The organism is Neptunomonas qingdaonensis, from assembly GCF_900113275.1.
Taxonomy (GTDB): Bacteria; Pseudomonadota; Gammaproteobacteria; order Pseudomonadales; family Balneatricaceae; genus Neptunomonas; species Neptunomonas qingdaonensis.
Map to the genome: position 1 here is coordinate 113,668 of NZ_FOOU01000004.1, position 15,435 is coordinate 129,102.

At 46.9% G+C, this 15,435-nt stretch carries 16 protein-coding genes; 3 read left to right on the top strand and 13 right to left on the bottom strand.

What is annotated here, in order from left to right:
• Positions 1-65 precede the first annotated feature (65 nt).
• From BM099_RS07530 to BM099_RS07540, 3 genes are read right to left on the bottom strand one after another with little or no spacing between them, the layout of a single operon-like run.
• Positions 66-1,031 (bottom strand): YbgA family protein, encoded by a 966-nt coding sequence (locus BM099_RS07530; RefSeq protein WP_090726351.1) that lies wholly within the window; start codon positions 1,029-1,031, stop codon positions 66-68.
• Between the two features lie 34 nt (positions 1,032-1,065).
• Complete coding sequence (locus BM099_RS07535; protein ID WP_090726353.1) at positions 1,066-1,758, bottom strand: ChrR family anti-sigma-E factor; 693 nt, start codon at positions 1,756-1,758, stop codon at positions 1,066-1,068.
• Positions 1,755-2,375, bottom strand: a complete 621-nt coding sequence (locus BM099_RS07540) for a sigma-70 family RNA polymerase sigma factor (RefSeq protein WP_090726355.1) — start codon at positions 2,373-2,375, stop codon at positions 1,755-1,757. Before BM099_RS07540 ends, BM099_RS07535 begins: the two co-directional genes overlap by 4 nt.
• Before the next feature lie 182 nt (positions 2,376-2,557).
• Between BM099_RS07540 and BM099_RS07545 the strand changes: the two genes are divergently transcribed.
• Genes BM099_RS07545 through BM099_RS07555 form a run of 3 tightly spaced genes read left to right on the top strand, consistent with a single transcriptional unit; the run spans position 2,558 to position 5,988 of the window.
• A complete protein-coding gene (locus BM099_RS07545; protein ID WP_177201109.1) occupies positions 2,558-3,952 on the top strand; it encodes an NAD(P)/FAD-dependent oxidoreductase in 1,395 nt (464 codons plus the stop codon).
• A complete protein-coding gene (locus tag BM099_RS07550) occupies positions 3,945-4,757 on the top strand; it encodes a DUF1365 domain-containing protein (protein ID WP_090726358.1) in 813 nt (270 codons plus the stop codon). Before BM099_RS07545 ends, BM099_RS07550 begins: the two co-directional genes overlap by 8 nt.
• Positions 4,744-5,988 (top strand): SAM-dependent methyltransferase, encoded by a 1,245-nt coding sequence (locus BM099_RS07555; protein ID WP_090726359.1) that lies wholly within the window; start codon positions 4,744-4,746, stop codon positions 5,986-5,988. Before BM099_RS07550 ends, BM099_RS07555 begins: the two co-directional genes overlap by 14 nt.
• A 331-nt stretch (positions 5,989-6,319) precedes the next feature.
• Here the strand turns inward: BM099_RS07555 and BM099_RS07560 are convergent, their stop codons facing one another.
• From BM099_RS07560 to BM099_RS07605, 10 genes are all read right to left on the bottom strand, one after another.
• Entirely contained in the window at positions 6,320-7,270 is a 951-nt protein-coding gene (locus BM099_RS07560; protein ID WP_090726361.1) for a transposase, read from the bottom strand.
• Positions 7,271-7,759: 489 nt separating this feature from the next.
• On the bottom strand, positions 7,760-9,481 hold the full coding sequence (locus BM099_RS07565) for a potassium channel family protein (protein WP_090726363.1): 1,722 nt from the start codon (positions 9,479-9,481) through the stop codon (positions 7,760-7,762).
• Positions 9,482-9,491: 10 nt separating this feature from the next.
• Entirely contained in the window at positions 9,492-9,875 is a 384-nt protein-coding gene (locus BM099_RS07570) for a DUF6394 family protein (protein ID WP_090726364.1), read from the bottom strand.
• Between the two features lie 379 nt (positions 9,876-10,254).
• On the bottom strand, positions 10,255-10,590 hold the full coding sequence (locus tag BM099_RS20280) for a hypothetical protein (RefSeq protein ID WP_143083745.1): 336 nt from the start codon (positions 10,588-10,590) through the stop codon (positions 10,255-10,257).
• Between the two features lie 104 nt (positions 10,591-10,694).
• Positions 10,695-11,114: a nuclear transport factor 2 family protein gene (locus BM099_RS07580; protein WP_177201110.1), complete on the bottom strand. Its 420-nt coding sequence runs from the start codon at positions 11,112-11,114 to the stop codon at positions 10,695-10,697.
• Between the two features lie 64 nt (positions 11,115-11,178).
• Positions 11,179-11,955, bottom strand: coding sequence for an SDR family NAD(P)-dependent oxidoreductase (locus BM099_RS07585; protein WP_232349061.1), 777 nt, complete (start codon positions 11,953-11,955; stop codon positions 11,179-11,181).
• 124 nt (positions 11,956-12,079) lie between these two features.
• Positions 12,080-12,676 carry a DUF3833 domain-containing protein gene (locus BM099_RS07590; RefSeq protein WP_177201111.1) on the bottom strand — a complete coding sequence of 199 codons (597 nt, stop codon included), beginning with the start codon at positions 12,674-12,676 and terminating at the stop codon, positions 12,080-12,082.
• Positions 12,676-13,176 carry a chalcone isomerase family protein gene (locus tag BM099_RS07595; RefSeq protein WP_090726370.1) on the bottom strand — a complete coding sequence of 167 codons (501 nt, stop codon included), beginning with the start codon at positions 13,174-13,176 and terminating at the stop codon, positions 12,676-12,678. The genes BM099_RS07590 and BM099_RS07595 overlap by 1 nt, the downstream gene beginning before the upstream one ends.
• The gene (locus tag BM099_RS07600; protein WP_090726372.1) at positions 13,167-13,694 is read right to left on the bottom strand and encodes a DUF2878 domain-containing protein; all 528 of its coding nucleotides are present in this window, start codon (positions 13,692-13,694) and stop codon (positions 13,167-13,169) included. Before BM099_RS07600 ends, BM099_RS07595 begins: the two co-directional genes overlap by 10 nt.
• 206 nt (positions 13,695-13,900) lie before the next feature.
• Positions 13,901-15,082: a zinc-binding metallopeptidase family protein gene (locus BM099_RS07605; RefSeq protein ID WP_090726374.1), complete on the bottom strand. Its 1,182-nt coding sequence runs from the start codon at positions 15,080-15,082 to the stop codon at positions 13,901-13,903.
• Positions 15,083-15,435: the final 353 nt, after the last annotated feature.

The window sequence follows — 15,435 nt, forward strand, 5'->3', positions numbered from 1 at the left end:
TAAATGACCGAATGAGTACGTTTTTAACACCGCCAAAAGACAAAGGAGCAATCGTGCAAAGGTATCTATATGTAGTTTCTTAAACCAAGCTGATGCGGATAAGGATCAAGATACACCTGTGATTGAATATACTCAGAGCCATGGCGTTTCAGGTAGTGCTTAAGTAAGGTCAGTGGGGTAACCAGATTCACTTTATCGGTCCGATAATCTTCAATCGCTTCGACTAAATCCTGTTTGGTTTGTGCGTCAATATCCTGTTTCAGATAGCCCATAATATGCATCAGCACGTTGGTATGGCTTTTACGAGTGGCACGCTTGGTTAAATGCGTCATCAAATCCAGAATATACTTTTCCAGCACGTCTTCCAGCGGCTGCTTTGACGCTTCACCCGCCAGATACTTACCTAACTGCTTGTAACCTTCATAACTGTGCGCCATCAACTGATATTTGTGGCGGCTATGAAACTGAATAACTTTGTGCAGCGTAGGCGCTGGCATCACTTCCTGACGCCAGTTGTAATAGGTAAATACACGGATGATAAAGTTCTCACGCAATACCGCGTCATTCAGGCGAGCTTCCTCTTCTACTGGTAACGCCGGATTATTTTTCATAAACCGAGCGGCATATACGCCGCTGCCAGCGACATTTGGCATCCCATTCTTATGGTAAATTTTAACCCTTTCCATGCCACAGCTAGGTGAGCCTTTCATCAGGATATAACCGCAAAGATCAGTATGCGTGCGGCTAACTTCATCGGCATATTCTTTTAGCTTATCGGTTACATCCAATGTTGGATCTTTCACACCCACCACACGCGGGTCTTCAGCACTACCCACCAAGCGGATAGGCTCGCGCGGTATACTTAAACCAACAGACACTTCAGGACACAGAGGCGTAAACTGAAAACATTCACTCAACACATCCAAACAATATTTTGAGCGCTTATGTCCACCGTCGTAACGAACTTTTTCTCCTAACAAACAAGCACTGATGCCTACAGGGATAGACGGTTTAGTTACAGTATTTTCCATGTAAACTTTCTCCATAAAAGTGCAATTGGCATGATTAAAAACCGGTCATTGGCTGGACAATTTTACCCAGCAAGGTGGAGAACTTAAGTGGTGCATCGGTAGCAATAAGGCAGATACAATCTTCAGAACTGTCCACCAGCGGCTGATGCTGTATTTCGTTATCCAGATCGGCAATATCACCTGCTGTAAAACGCCCTATTTCATCAGTATACGAGCCACGTAAAATTAAAGTAAGTTCATTACCATCATGCGAATGCGGCAACATCGCTTTTCCTGGTGCGATACGTAATAAACGTGATGCACCTCTGCGTTCAGTTTTACATGGCAGGTCATGGTAGTAGACGCCAGGCACTATCCTTTTCCACTCAACGTTTTCCAATGAGTCACCGATATAGTCATCCAGAGGTCGGGGAATATCGCTGTGTGTTGCTAGCCATTGTTTGTTTTTCGCAATTGAAGTTTCTACACGCTTCGCTTCCAGCTGCGTATTCAGGTCGGGCTCCTCATCTAAACAGGCCAGTATTTGCGCTAATGAATCATCACTTACCGGTGCTGGATTGAGACTTTCTAATAGCATGCCACCAATCGCTTCTGAGTCATGAACTCTATCACGACAGACAGGACACATAGAGATATGACAGGCAACAACTAACGCCATTGCCTGAGACATCGAACCAGCGGTGTAGCTCACTAACGTTGCTTCATCCAGGTGATGTTTAATATTCATACATCATCCCTCCACATCATTTTAATTTTTTCCGATGCCAATCGAATTCTTGATTTAACGCTGCCCAACGGTACCCCCAGTCGTTCTGATATGTCGGAATGAGAGCGCCCTTCGTAAAAAGACATATATATCACCTGTGCCTGGTCTTCGGGTAATTGTGAAATCACTTTGGCCATTCGATCAGATGTCACGGCTTGCTCACACACGTCTTGCTCTTCTCCAGGTCCCTCATGTTGCTCTTCATGCCCCCCTTCTTGCCACGCCTCCAATGAATATTCCGGATATTTCTGTTTACGCATCCGGTCAATACTTTGATTTCGGGCCAGGGTGAAAATCCAGGTGCTGGCTGCCGCCTTAGAAGCATTGTACAGATGGGCTTTACGCCAAACAGACAACATAGTTTCTTGCATCAACTCTTCTGCGGTCGTTTCAACCAGTCCCAGGCGAATAATGTAAGCTTTAACTTTCGGTGCAAAATGCCGAAACAGCTTAACGTACAATGCCTTATCTTTTGTTTCAGCCAGGTCTGAAAGCATGCTATTCCAAACCTGTGGACCCTCTGGCTGCTGCATCACCGCTACATTATCCATATCGTCACCTGGTGGTTTGTTTTCCATAATACCCCTTACGATGCATCGCCCTGATTGGATCACTAAAGACACTATTAATTCTGAGATCAAAAATACTATTACCACTAATATAAAGGTAAAAATAAAAATACCCTGCTAAAAAAGTGATCTTTTTTCTATATAGCTACGTAACAATATGTAAATACTTCTCTTATATTATGGATAAACTGATGAACATAGCTGCTATCCGTCCGAAAAAAATTGCTGTCGTCGGTTCTGGAATTTCCGGTCTGAGCTGTGCATGGTTACTCAACAAGACCCACCAGGTGACCTTGTATGAAAAGGATGACCGTTTGGGCGGGCACTCAAATACAGTGTCTTTTGATCTGGAAAAAAATAATGTTGATGTTGATACGGGTTTTATTGTTTTTAACCCAGTGAACTATCCCAATTTGGTTAAATTCTTTGAAACTCTGGACGTGAATACCTGTGAAACTGATATGTCGTTCGCGATCTCGATTAACCAGGGCCAGCTTGAATATTCAGGTACCGGGCTACCCGGCTTATTGGCGCAAAAGCGTAACCTTGTCCGCCCTTCGTTCTGGCGTATGGTTCAGGAGCTGATGCGCTTCTACCGCGAGTCTGAACAGATGATGCAGCAACAGGATCTTGATCAGATAACACTCGGCGACCTTTTACAGCAAAAGGGTTACGGCAAAGAGTTTATTTATAACCATCTGTTACCGATGGGCGCTGCTATCTGGTCAACACCGGTAGACAAGATGCTGAATTACCCTGCCAGCAGTTTTCTGCGCTTTTGTCGCAACCATGGCCTGGTGCAACTAAATGACCGCCCGCAATGGAGTACTGTGATTGGCGGTAGCAAGCAATACGTTAATAAAATTGCGGCACAGCTGGAAGGAAAGATACGCCTTAATAGCCGTATTCATAAAATTATCCGCGACAATAATCAGGTAATCATTGAAGACCTTCACGGTAATCGTGAATACTATGATGATGTGGTACTGGCTTGTCATTCGGATCAGGCGATTGCGTTATTGGATCAACCAAGCGAAGAAGAACAGCGCCTGCTGGGCAATTTTCCTTATCAACGCAACAAAGCCTATCTTCATCTGGACGCCTCTTTAATGCCGAAACGCAAAGCGGTGTGGTCAAGCTGGAACTACATGTCCGAAGGAAAACGCGATCAGTCACAAGAAGTCTCGGTAACCTATTGGATGAACCAACTACAACCCCTGAATACTGACACGCCCGTTTTCGTTTCATTGAACCCGCTTCGCGAACCCAAAGATGGCAGCATTATTCGTAGTTTCTTTTACGATCATCCTGAATTTGGCCGCAAAGCGTTAGACTCCCAAAAGCAACTCTGGGCACTCCAGGGCAAACAAAATACCTGGTTTTGTGGTGCTTACTTCGGTTACGGATTTCATGAAGATGGCCTGCAGTCCGGCCTTGCGGTTGCAGAACAGCTGGGCGGTGTACCCCGTCCCTGGCAGCTTGAGGATAAAAACAGCCGCATTTTTGTAAAAGAGCTTCCTTCACGATCCAGGCCTGGCGGCTCTGTTAAAAGCTCTGACAAGAACAAGGATAAAGCACATGCCTGAGCTCAATTCCTGCCTGTACAAAGGGGTGGTAATGCATCATCGCTTTCGTCCCAGCAAAAACCGCTTCATCTATCGGGTGTTTTGTGTATGTCTTGATCTGGATGAGCTCGCCCAATTAAATAAACAACGTTTCTTTTCGATCAATAGTTTTAATCTGTTTTCATTTCACGAAAAGGATCACGGCTCAGGTAAAAATGACCTGGCTGCCAATATTCGTGCCTTACTCACTGACCGCGGTTTCGCCAGCGCCACGCATAATATACGTCTGCTCTGCTATCCCCGCATTTTGGGTTATACCTTCAACCCGTTAAGTACCTACTTCTGTTACAACAGTGACGCAGAGTTAGAAGTCATACTCTACGAGGTCAGTAATACCTTTGGCTCCCGTCATACTTACCTGCTTGAAGCGAAGCCTGATACTGATCAGGTGCGCCAGCGTTGCGACAAACTGATGTATGTGAGCCCTTTTATGCCGATGCAGACCTCCTATAGTTTTCGTATCCAGCCTCCCAATAAACGAGTAGCCGTGTGTATTCGCCAAACAGAACGGGTGGATAGCGAAGCAGAAACACAACCGATTCTGCATGCCACCTTTACCGGAGAATACTCTGTCCTGAATGATCAATCATTACTCAGCGTGTTCTTTCAATACCCCTTAATGACCTTAAAAGTCATGGCTGGAATCCATTGGGAAGCGCTTAAATTATGGCGTAAAAAATTAACATTACAGCCCCGTGATAGCGGTAAGAGTCATAGCATTAGCTGGCAGGATAAGAGTGGAGTATCCCATTATGAAAGTTTATGAGCCGTCAACAACCTATCTGAATGCAAGCAGTTCTGAGCCTACCTGGTTGGAAAAAAAGTTACTGACAAAACTCCGGATGATGTTGAATCTGGACTGCGGAACATTACACCTGACACTCCCCAGCGGCTTTACCTGCAAGCTCGGTAGCAACCACCCGGAAGCGCATATACGCCTGAACAACTTTCGCCCGCTGCTGCGTCTCTATTTTGGCGGCACCAACGGCTGGTCCGAAAGCTATCTGGCCGGCGAGTGGGACAGTATTGACTTAACAACACTGGTGAAATGGGCTTTAGCCTATGAAGAGGCGCTTACTGATTTATCTAAAGCGAGCTTCTTTACTCAAATACTGCACAATATTTATCACTGGCAAAGAGATAACAGTCGCAAAGGCAGCCGCAAAAATATTGCCGCTCACTATGACCTGGGCAATGACTTCTACAAACACTGGCTGGATCAAAGCATGACGTATTCCGCCGCCTTGTATAATCATCCCGATGAATCATTAGAGCAGGCACAACACAACAAGTATGCCCGTATTCTGGAATTACTCGATGCCAAAGCAGGACAACATGTTGTTGAAATCGGCTGCGGCTGGGGCGGCTTTGCACTGCAAGCCGGACGTGATCACGACCTCAGAGTACATGGCATTACCCTGTCACAAGAACAACTGAAATGGGCGAAAGAGTGTATTGAAAATGAATCGCTTAGTGAGCAGGTTAACCTTAGCCTGACTGACTATCGGGACCTTAATCAGCAATACGATGCGGTCGTCTCTATCGAGATGTTTGAGGCGGTAGGCGAAGCACATTGGGATACCTATTTTCAAACGCTTAAACGTGTACTCAAACCAGGTGGAAACGCCGTTTTACAAGTCATCACCATTGAAGATGAGCGTTTTGATCTGTACCGTAAGCAAGCTGATTTTATACAACGACATGTATTTCCAGGCGGTATGCTGCCTAGCGTTTCCATACTCAAAGATAAAATCAGTGAACACGGCTTTGTTCTGAAAAAACACCAGTTGTTCGGTAAGGATTACGCTCGTACGCTGCGCGAATGGTACAGAGACTTTGAACACAACTGGGAAGATATTCGTCATCAAGGTTTTGATGAAAACTTCTACCGCTTATGGCGCTATTACCTCGCCTACTGTGAGGGGGGGTTTGAACACGGCTCCATTGATGTTGGTTTATATGTACTCTGTCACGCTGATGAAACGCAGCAAAGGTAAGACGCTCTGGGCTTTGCACAGAAGTAGTAGCAAAAAATAGGAGCGGTTTTCACCGCCCCTCTGCTGTTTCTTTCTAGTAGCTCAGGCTTAATCAGGCACTTAGGTATATTAGTGCTAGGTTAAACTTGGCAGCTGTCGACCCAGGCCGTGTGAAAACAGGTATCGCTTTGCATTTCGGCTAATTTTCCGCTGTCACAGCGATCAGGATGACCTTTTAATGACCTATCACGCTCGTCTTTATTTTCTTTCCTAGAATGACTGAATATTTATATCGTTCTATTGAACGCCTAATAAGCGATGGTAAAAAGATTTTTCGGAAGAAAAGAGCACATCACGCTCTCATTGTGTTTATGAATGGAACAATCCCCATGATTTTAATCATGCGTTTCAAGTTACAGGCCAAGACATGCAGACTCATCTCCGTGCTGACATGCTTGAGCGTTTTCATTTGAAAGTGTGTCGATCCCATCCAGGATTTAATGGTGCCAAACGGATGTTCTACTGTAGATCGACGGACGACCATTCGTTCGGGTTCGCGGTCTATTCTGGCTTCGACTTCATCCAATACATCCTCATGTTCCCAGCGCGTGACTCGTCGATACGTGCCCGTTGTGCATTGTTTTTTCATTGAGCAGTTTGGGCAACGTGAAGACGCGTATCTATTAATCGTCTTTCCATGTTCCTGCGTGGTAAAACGCCAGATTAAACGTTCACCTGCCGGACATTCATATTCACCCGCGCTGGCTATCTGTCCCAGATAACGAGCGATGCTTTCATCGATTTGTTCGAGTCGACGCTTTATCTTCGCTTTAGTGAAATTCTTATCCCGCGTATTAACCCCTTTAAACTTACTTCCATCAATAGCCACATACGCGTCGGTAAAGAGATTGAGCTTACGACAGATCTGCACAAACTCACCGCAGACTTTACGAATGCCTTTGCCATTATTTTTTCTGAAGTCGGCGATGGTTTTAAAGTCTGGCGCTAAACGACCCAGCAACCACATTAATTCAACGTTACGGCCCGCTTCTCGCTCAAGACGCCGCGATGATTGGATGCGGTTGAGATAGCCGTAGATAAATAGCTTAAGCATGGTTGAAGGGTGGTAGGAAGGTCTGCCGGTAGCCGCGGGGATGGTTTTAAAACCAAGAACAGGAAGGTCAATTGAATCAACAAATACATCAACGACCCGGACAGGGTTTTCTTCATCAATGTAATCGTCGATACGCTCAGGAAATAAAGTCGCTTGAGAGCGTGCTTCGCCTGTAATGAATCTATTCATGCTGTTACTCTCAGCAAAAATGCCGAATGTCTTATTACTAGTTTAATCGGTCTAATCGAGTTTTCACACAATCTGGACCCCAAGAAGACATACAGGAAAAATGACTGCTACACTCCAAGAAGGGACGAATAGAAGGCTGAAAAGGTTAATTCTGTGTAAGGGGTAGAATTATAAATAATTTTAACCACCTTTCTTTTTTAGGGTGCAATATTAAGATTAATCACAAACTAAACTAAGTGGTAAGTTTTACATGCTGATACCTCAGAATTTTTCAACGCTGATTAAAAGACCAGCACCATTTTTTGCAACAGAATCTTCTATCCGATTCATTGATTAGGAAGACCTTAGCTTGCGTCTGAGGGCGAAAGCCAGGCCGATCATGATATGTGTATCGCGGCAAGGTACGATAGCACCCGCTCCACTTCAACCTTTATCAAAACGGTTAGTGGCTACGTTACAAATATCTTGAGGAAATTGTAGTTTTGACCGTCAACTATCGGCACGCCGGCTCGCCCACCCAGCAATCCACTGGAAGACGTAACCCCGCGGCGCCTCCTCGCCCGCTATCAGATAGTGCAACGTGTAGGGATTGTTCAGTGATGCACGCAGCAATCTTTCGCTGTGTTCGGTGCCACAAAAGAGGATTCCGTCCCCAGGCAGAACGGCCTCTGTGTCTTCCGGCAACATGAGAAGCTCACCGCCACGCCGTATGACCAGTGGAACGCAGGACAAGGTGCCGTCAAGGTCGTTGGGATCGCGTATCAGATCACCGAGCACCAGATCCTGTCCTGCATCGAGAAGTTCCATAGCTGCCGACGCCTCTTCGTGCGCTATGCCGAGCCTCCAGAGATGAGGAGTCCGCTCACCCACCTTGGCTCGCAGTCGACTGACAAGCGCTTCGGTGCGTTGATCCTTGTCGTGCAGAAATTCGATCATCACCTGAATCAGCGGCGAGATCAGGGATTTCAGAATTCGTCTTGCCGTCGTGAGGCTGGACTGGAGAATCAGATCGGCTCGCGCGGCATCGAAGGCAATCTGGTTTTCATGCTGATTTTGACGAGCAACCGTGAATGCGCTCGGGTTCAGATGATTCACACACACGAGGATGCCAAGGTTGTCGGAATCGTTGTCCGTGCCCGCGACGATACCGGCCGCCTGCTCGACACCCGCCTCTCTGAGAGTGTCGTAATCGGCATACCCGCGAATGATACGTCCGGGCGCTACAGATTCCTCGACATCCGGATCAATGATGACCACCTGAATGCCATGACGCACTAGCTGGTGGTGTACTTCCTGTCCCATCCGGCCATAGCCGCACAGTACCCAGACCCCGCAGGGTACCTTCAGTGGATGACCCAAGCGAATGCGGGGTACGCCTACCAGCCAGCTGTTCAGGTTATGCAGCTGTGGAGCCACGATCGCCATGTTGAGCAATTCGGCGAACACGACGAACGGATTCACCACGAGCACGTCGTGCAGGGAATTCAGGTGTTTGCAGTGCCGCTCCGACGTCGAGCGAGAAATGACTTTCACTGCAGGGTTCAAGAGCTTCGCTACAATGGCGATCTGCCGGTTGGTGTCCTCCTCGTTGGTGAGCGCCACCACCGCTTTGCAATCTGGCTGTGTTACCCCGGCGTCGATCAGGTGTCTGGGCACATCCGGGTGGGCGCACAAGCCGAGCATCCTGACCCGGTAGTCGCGCACGGCAAACGCCTTGATGCGTTCGGGGTCGCGATCCAGCAAGGTCGCGCGCAGATGGTGATCGCTGAGCCCACGGGCCAGCAGGCTACCGGTATCGCCGAATCCGCAGATGATGACAAAGGGGTCTGTCAGGTGGCGCACACTTCGGGCGAAGCCTTGCTCGTTCACCGCGCGGGTGAAATGCGGATTCTGCACCAGACGGATGATCGAGCCGATGGCGTACAACCAGGCGATAGCACCTATGTACAGACAGAAGATCGCCCACAACCGTTGCACGTCGTTGAAAGCGTGGGGGATCTCGCCGAAACCGGTCGTGGTCGCCGTATAGGTGAAGAAATAGAACGCGTGGAACAGACTCATGTACTCGGGTTCGCCATCGGCTCCTGTTCCCGGGATCAGTGCCATACCAAGGACGCCGATGGCATAGACGACGATCAGGGCAAACACCGGTTTGCGCATATGGCGCAGGACCACCATGGTGACCCGATCCAGATCCGAGGTTGATGGCACGAGAGTTCGCCTAACGCCGCGACATCAGCGCATCACCGATCAGGATGACTGCCGACACGACGTTCGCCGCCAGCGCGCCGGCGGCCAGCGACACGACGGTCACTGTCGAATCCGCACCCGGTCCGGTTGCCGAGTCGCTATCGGCCACAATCCAGAAGATGCGTGCCGTGATCAGCAACAGGTCGGCCACCAGGCTGGCAGCCAGCAGCAGTGCCCCGATCTGCGAGCGATCGCCAAGTTTCAGTCCCGTCGCAATCAGATTGACGAGTATCGCGATGGTGAGGATCCAGACGTCGTGGTGACTCGGATTGTCGATTTGGCCCACGACAAAGACCAGATTTAAGGTCAGTGCCAGGATGGTGAAAAAACCGAAAACTACCCGTTCGAGATTCATGCCTGGTCCTCGCGGATTGGGTCAAGTCATATTCGCCGTGTGCGAATGTCGGGACTTACAGATCGTATTGTACACTCGGAGTATAAGATGAACAAACGCCCTTTTCCTCACAACTTTACCCTAAATAATCGAAGTACGGCAAGCTGGGTGGCGATGGAGTGAGGAGAGTTGTGCGACTTATTATGCAAGCATTTGTGCGATGAAGTCACAGCTTGCGCAGGCAGTACGGTCGCCATAAACAGTATTGCAATGGCACCGGGTATGTTCACAGATCGATTGTGTAGTTTCATGCTATGTCCTGGCTTTGAGTGGGGCGTGGGTTTCGGTGTCCCGTGCGCTGCAAATCTTACCCAGGCAGAAGCGGTGCTATCCCTGGCTCCTACCTGCTATTCCTTGGTATTTGTTTATCCACATCATCCACATCACCCACATCACCCACATCACCCACATCACCCACATCGTGAGTTGCTATGACTTCATAGTCGGCATCCAGAATGTCGCCCTTACGGTTGCCGGCACCAATCCCGGCCTGGCGCTGCAACCACCAAATTTTAGCACCTATAACGGCTACGAAGGCGACCGCTACCGCCAAGACCACCGCACCGAAAACAAGTATGGCGACGAGCAACACCGCGCTTAGTAACACCGAAACGATGCGGCCGAACCAGCCGATGCGAAATACCTCTGACGAAAATTTATTGCGTGTGTTGTTCATAAAATTGAGTGTCTCCTGTGGCCACTTAACTGACAGCCAAGTCTAACTAAATTCTTCTAGCCGAGACTGTCGGTTTGCCTTGGTAAAAACACCAGTGCAGTTTATTAATTATGTGATAATTTTCTACGTACTTTACGGATAACGGCACCTAACAAAGGCACTTTTTCCATCAATTCTGAACCATCCCAAAAATCATGATGCAAGATTACCTTGCCGCTATCGCTTGCTTCAATCCTACTGACACCCTCAAAGCTAAACGCACCAGTAAAACGGCTGTGTCCATAAAAAGTCCAGTAAATAAAAGCGTCATGATTGTGTTGAACACTACGGTGCACCTGAAAGCGCACAGTAGAAAGCCGCTGGAACATGTCCTGCATAATAGCGACGAAGTCTGCCTGGGTATGAGTGTGATTGAACGGGTCCCTGAAACTAAAAGCTTGTGAGGTAATACTGCGAAGGCTGTCCAGGTTATCACTGCTGAGGTTTTCCAGTACCTCAACATAGTCGGCTAACCAATTATCCATATTCATGCACCTTGTTTAAGGTCCTGTTTAATCGACCTTGTTTAATACGCGCTATTATCGTTCGTTATGTTTTGACGGTTTTCCCTATCAACTTGAAGTACCAACTATAAGGAAGAATACGCAGTAATTTCAAAAAACAGACAAAGCGGCCAGGAAACGCTATTTCAAAACGCTTGCTCAACAGGCCCTTAATAATACTCTCGGCCGCCTCTTCAGGCTCCTGTAGTGCAGGCATTTTAAAATCATTTTTATCGGTCAGCGGAGTACGAACAAAGCCCGGGTTGATGACTTGCAATGTAATATTACTGTCTTTCAGATCCAGCCGAAGTGCTTCACAAAGGTGAATCAACGCCGCCTTACTGGCACCATAAGCCGCTGCTGTCGGCAAACCACGATATCCCGCGACTGAAGCCATCACGGCAACCTGTCCTGAATCATTTTTCAGCATGCGCTTTAGCACCGGATCAAGGCAATTAATGGTTCCCTGAAGGTTGATATCAAACACCCGTTGGCAGCGCTGTGCACTGAATGCCTGAGCTGGAAAAGGATCATGCGTGCCAGCATTCAAAATCACCAGCTCGGGTAAGCCAGCCCCCTTATCCCAGCTTTGCATCACTTCCTCAATTTGTCGTGGATCTGTTATATCCAAAGGCGTTGGCACTATGCTTCCTGGGTAACGCTGGCAGCTATCTTTTAAACGCTCAAGCTCTGAGGTGGTTCGTGACGAGGCATAAACAGTTAATCCATGCTGTACACATAAAATGGCCAGCGCTTCACCAATACCCCGGCCGGCACCCGTAATCCAGACGCTACGCCAGGGTAAATTCCTATTCATACTCATCCGTACCCTCCCACTCAACTCTTTGAGTCTTAACTCTTAGTTTAAACTCTCTCTAAACTCTCTCTAAACTCTCTCTAAACTCTCACTTCAAACTCTCTCTTTAATCTAACTCTAATCTCTTAATCTAAGTTCGGCAGCCCTGAGTTAACGGACGATGAGCTTGCGAAGAAACTTTACGGATATACAGTGTTATTTGCCCTACTTCCAAGCCGAACTTACTCATTTTCGCCCGATTGATCAGATTATTTTCATCCACTAAATACATCCAATCATTCAGGTTAATATTCCAGTACTTACCCTCGACAGGAACCGATAAAACGTAAGACCAATTCAAAGCGTTACCTGCCACTTTCCCTTTCGCTTCACCTACCACATCACCTGCCGTACCTGTGTACTCTTGTCCTGATTTGTTAAGATGCCAGCAGCGGTGTTGCTCTTCACCATCGGCGAAAACAAATTGCTCATCGAGTACCCCTTTATCGCCCTCCCACTGACCAAGAATATCAGCCGTAAAGCGCCGACTGACCTTTCCTTTGAAATCCTGAACAATACCGTAAGCCTCAAGGTGACCATTAAAGAACTCGCTAAGATCCAGCTCGGGCTTAACCTCACTGTACTCATCAATATTGACGGCACAAGCCGATATAAAAGGAATAGAAACCATAAGAGCCACCTTTGCCAGATTTTTAAAATTCAGATCTTTTAATGCTAATAGCTTCATTACTTAACACTCCCTCTGAGTTTCTTTGCCAAATCGGGATAGTTGCTGTTGTCCGAAAGCCAGATCTGAATAAAGGCGTTACTGAATGCCGGGTCTTGAAATGAACCCACCCAGTCCTCGTTATAAAAGAAATGTCCGGTATTTTCATGATCAATCCAAAAGGCAAGCTGGTCTCCTTTGTAAATGTCTGGCCAGACCTGTGACAGCCTGGCCACCCAACGATCCGCTTGATCTGTACGAGCAAATTTTTTAATCTGCTTTTGCGTTTCCTCCAACAAATCACGCTGGCTTATATTACGACGGTAATTAAGCTTAAGGACCAGAGGGCTATTAACACCCGAATAACGACCATCAGGAGAGAGAAGCTCGGCGTCATAAACATCAAACCAAAGAATACTTAGCTCAGCTTCGCCTATACGCTTCCAGTTTTCTGGCAATGTTTGCCCTAAAACCTCAACAGAACAGAGTAATAAAACGAAGAAGATTGATTTTATAAACATAAGCGCTTACTCATTACTTTACTTAACTCAAAAGATATCCAAAGCAACGCCGGGAATAAAAAAGCCCAGACGCTTGCCAGAACAGCAACACTAACAACGGGGGAAAGTGGCAACTCAACCGCACCAAAATGTGCGGCTGACAAGTATGTGATGCTTCCTGCAATGGCCCCGGCTACCGAAGCCACAAGATATTTTTCAGAAAAGAAGCTCAGGCTATGTCTGAGAGTGGAGCAAAAGCCGATCCACAAAAGGATCAACCAGACAGGTGTAATACCCTGGACCTGCTCAAACCTGAACACCCCCGAGAGCGTTAATAAGCAATCGACGCTATACCCTATCAAAGCGGTCGCCAACACGACTGACAGCTCGACAAAAGGTTTGCTAATAACCAGAAAATGCAGCAGTAGAAGCAACAATACCCAAAGTACCGACTCATTACCGCTGAAAATACTCAAAACCCAAATCAGATTGAAACCGATAAAATTGATCCAGATTTTCCACGATAAGCCAAACAACATATTCACCTCAATCTATTACATTGCATACGGATTAACGGTTAAATCAGATCAGTTGAGGTAGATCAGATAAGTCGGATCCATTAATTTGAGTCAGTGAAAATGAATCTATTAGATTAGAACCGCTTAATCAGTTGGGCGCAGAAAGGAAATACATAGACGGGTATGACAGACCAACCGGTATTGGCCTGCCATTTCAGTTAGCTGAATTAATGCTCTGGAGCAGTTTTGTCCTGAGGCTGTTTTACTTTCTTCTGGCTGGCAGAAGAATGTATCAGGTAGTGTATATAGCGCAGCTTTTTCTCAATCACCTCGTTGAAAACAAACGGGTAAGCATCAGGCAGCCCCATACTACGATTAAGTGAATTGAGAATGACTGAGAAACGTACCCACGTCTCAATCATATCCAGCAGTGATGATTTTTTATCAAAGTAGTTGATAGCTTGCGGCAAGCTCAACTCTGTCATATCGGTGCTGTCATCCGAATGGTTATTCGTAGTGATTTGCAAACCAAATGTTTGAGCCGTTTCCAGTGTATCAATCATGTGCATATAGTGTGACCAGGTTTCAGCAAAATCCTCCCAGGGGTGCATACTCGCATATTGAGAAATGAAGTTATCCTGCCAGTTTTCAGGAGCTCCATGCTCATAATGGTGATCCAGCGCGTCCTGATAACTTTCACGCTCATCTCCGAAAAGGGCTCTGAAGCGTTTACATTCTGCAGACTGTCGCGAGACTAGCAACTCCCAATAATAATGGCCTATTTCATGGCGAAAATGCCCAAGGAGAGTGCGGTACCGCTCTCCCATTGCAAGACGCGTCGATGCTCGCGCTACGTCATCGGCCTCTGCAATATTTATAGTGATGTGACCATTATTATGCCCTGTAAAGACCGGCTCATGCCCATCCAAGGGGGTAGCGAAGTGATCATTAACCTGCTTATCGGCCAAAAAATCAAAACTAAGCCCCATTTCCGGATCTTCTTGCTTATCCAGTAACGGCAGATTTAAAGCATCTAATGTCAGGAGTGTGCGCCGCTTAGCCATTTCCAGTTTACGCCAGAGGTTTATATGCCCCGGCACGGATAAGTTCGGTATGTTGTCATTGAAATGACAACTAAAACATAACATTTGATTGGGGAGAACATCTGCCTCAATGCTATCAGTCGGCACCATACCATTACATGCTTGATGAAGACTGTAATTATCACACTGGCGATAGCTTTTGCCGTTAACAGTGGATGTATATATGCCATCAAGCTCTGTCTTATCAAAGCCGATGACTGCTTTTATATCCTGGCAGTATCCCGTCAAACGCCCGCACGTTGTACATTGAGTACTTTCAAAAAATAAAGAACTGGTTACGCCACAAATGCAGCTGAAAAGCTTCATAATTCTTAGATACCCTTTACATTAGCTAATATAGGTTGAGACCTTTGCACGCTTGCTCGGTTGACTTCTGGCGGTGCTAAAAGCGTACTCATTCGATCATTTAAAAACAGTCTTTTATAAATACAAAGCCCCTTATTCCGTGCGTTTTTGCCTTAGCCGAAAACAGAATATCGGCTCGTGCAAAGCTCTCAGGTTAGTTGTTCGTAGATAGTCATATTGGAAATGCCCAACGCTACAAAGCCGCATGCTAAGCACATGAGTGAGGACATCTTAATAAATTACGAGAAGACCACAGTATAAAGAGAAAAGCTGACAATAAGCCAATGCTATTCACTTACGCATTCAGGTTAAAA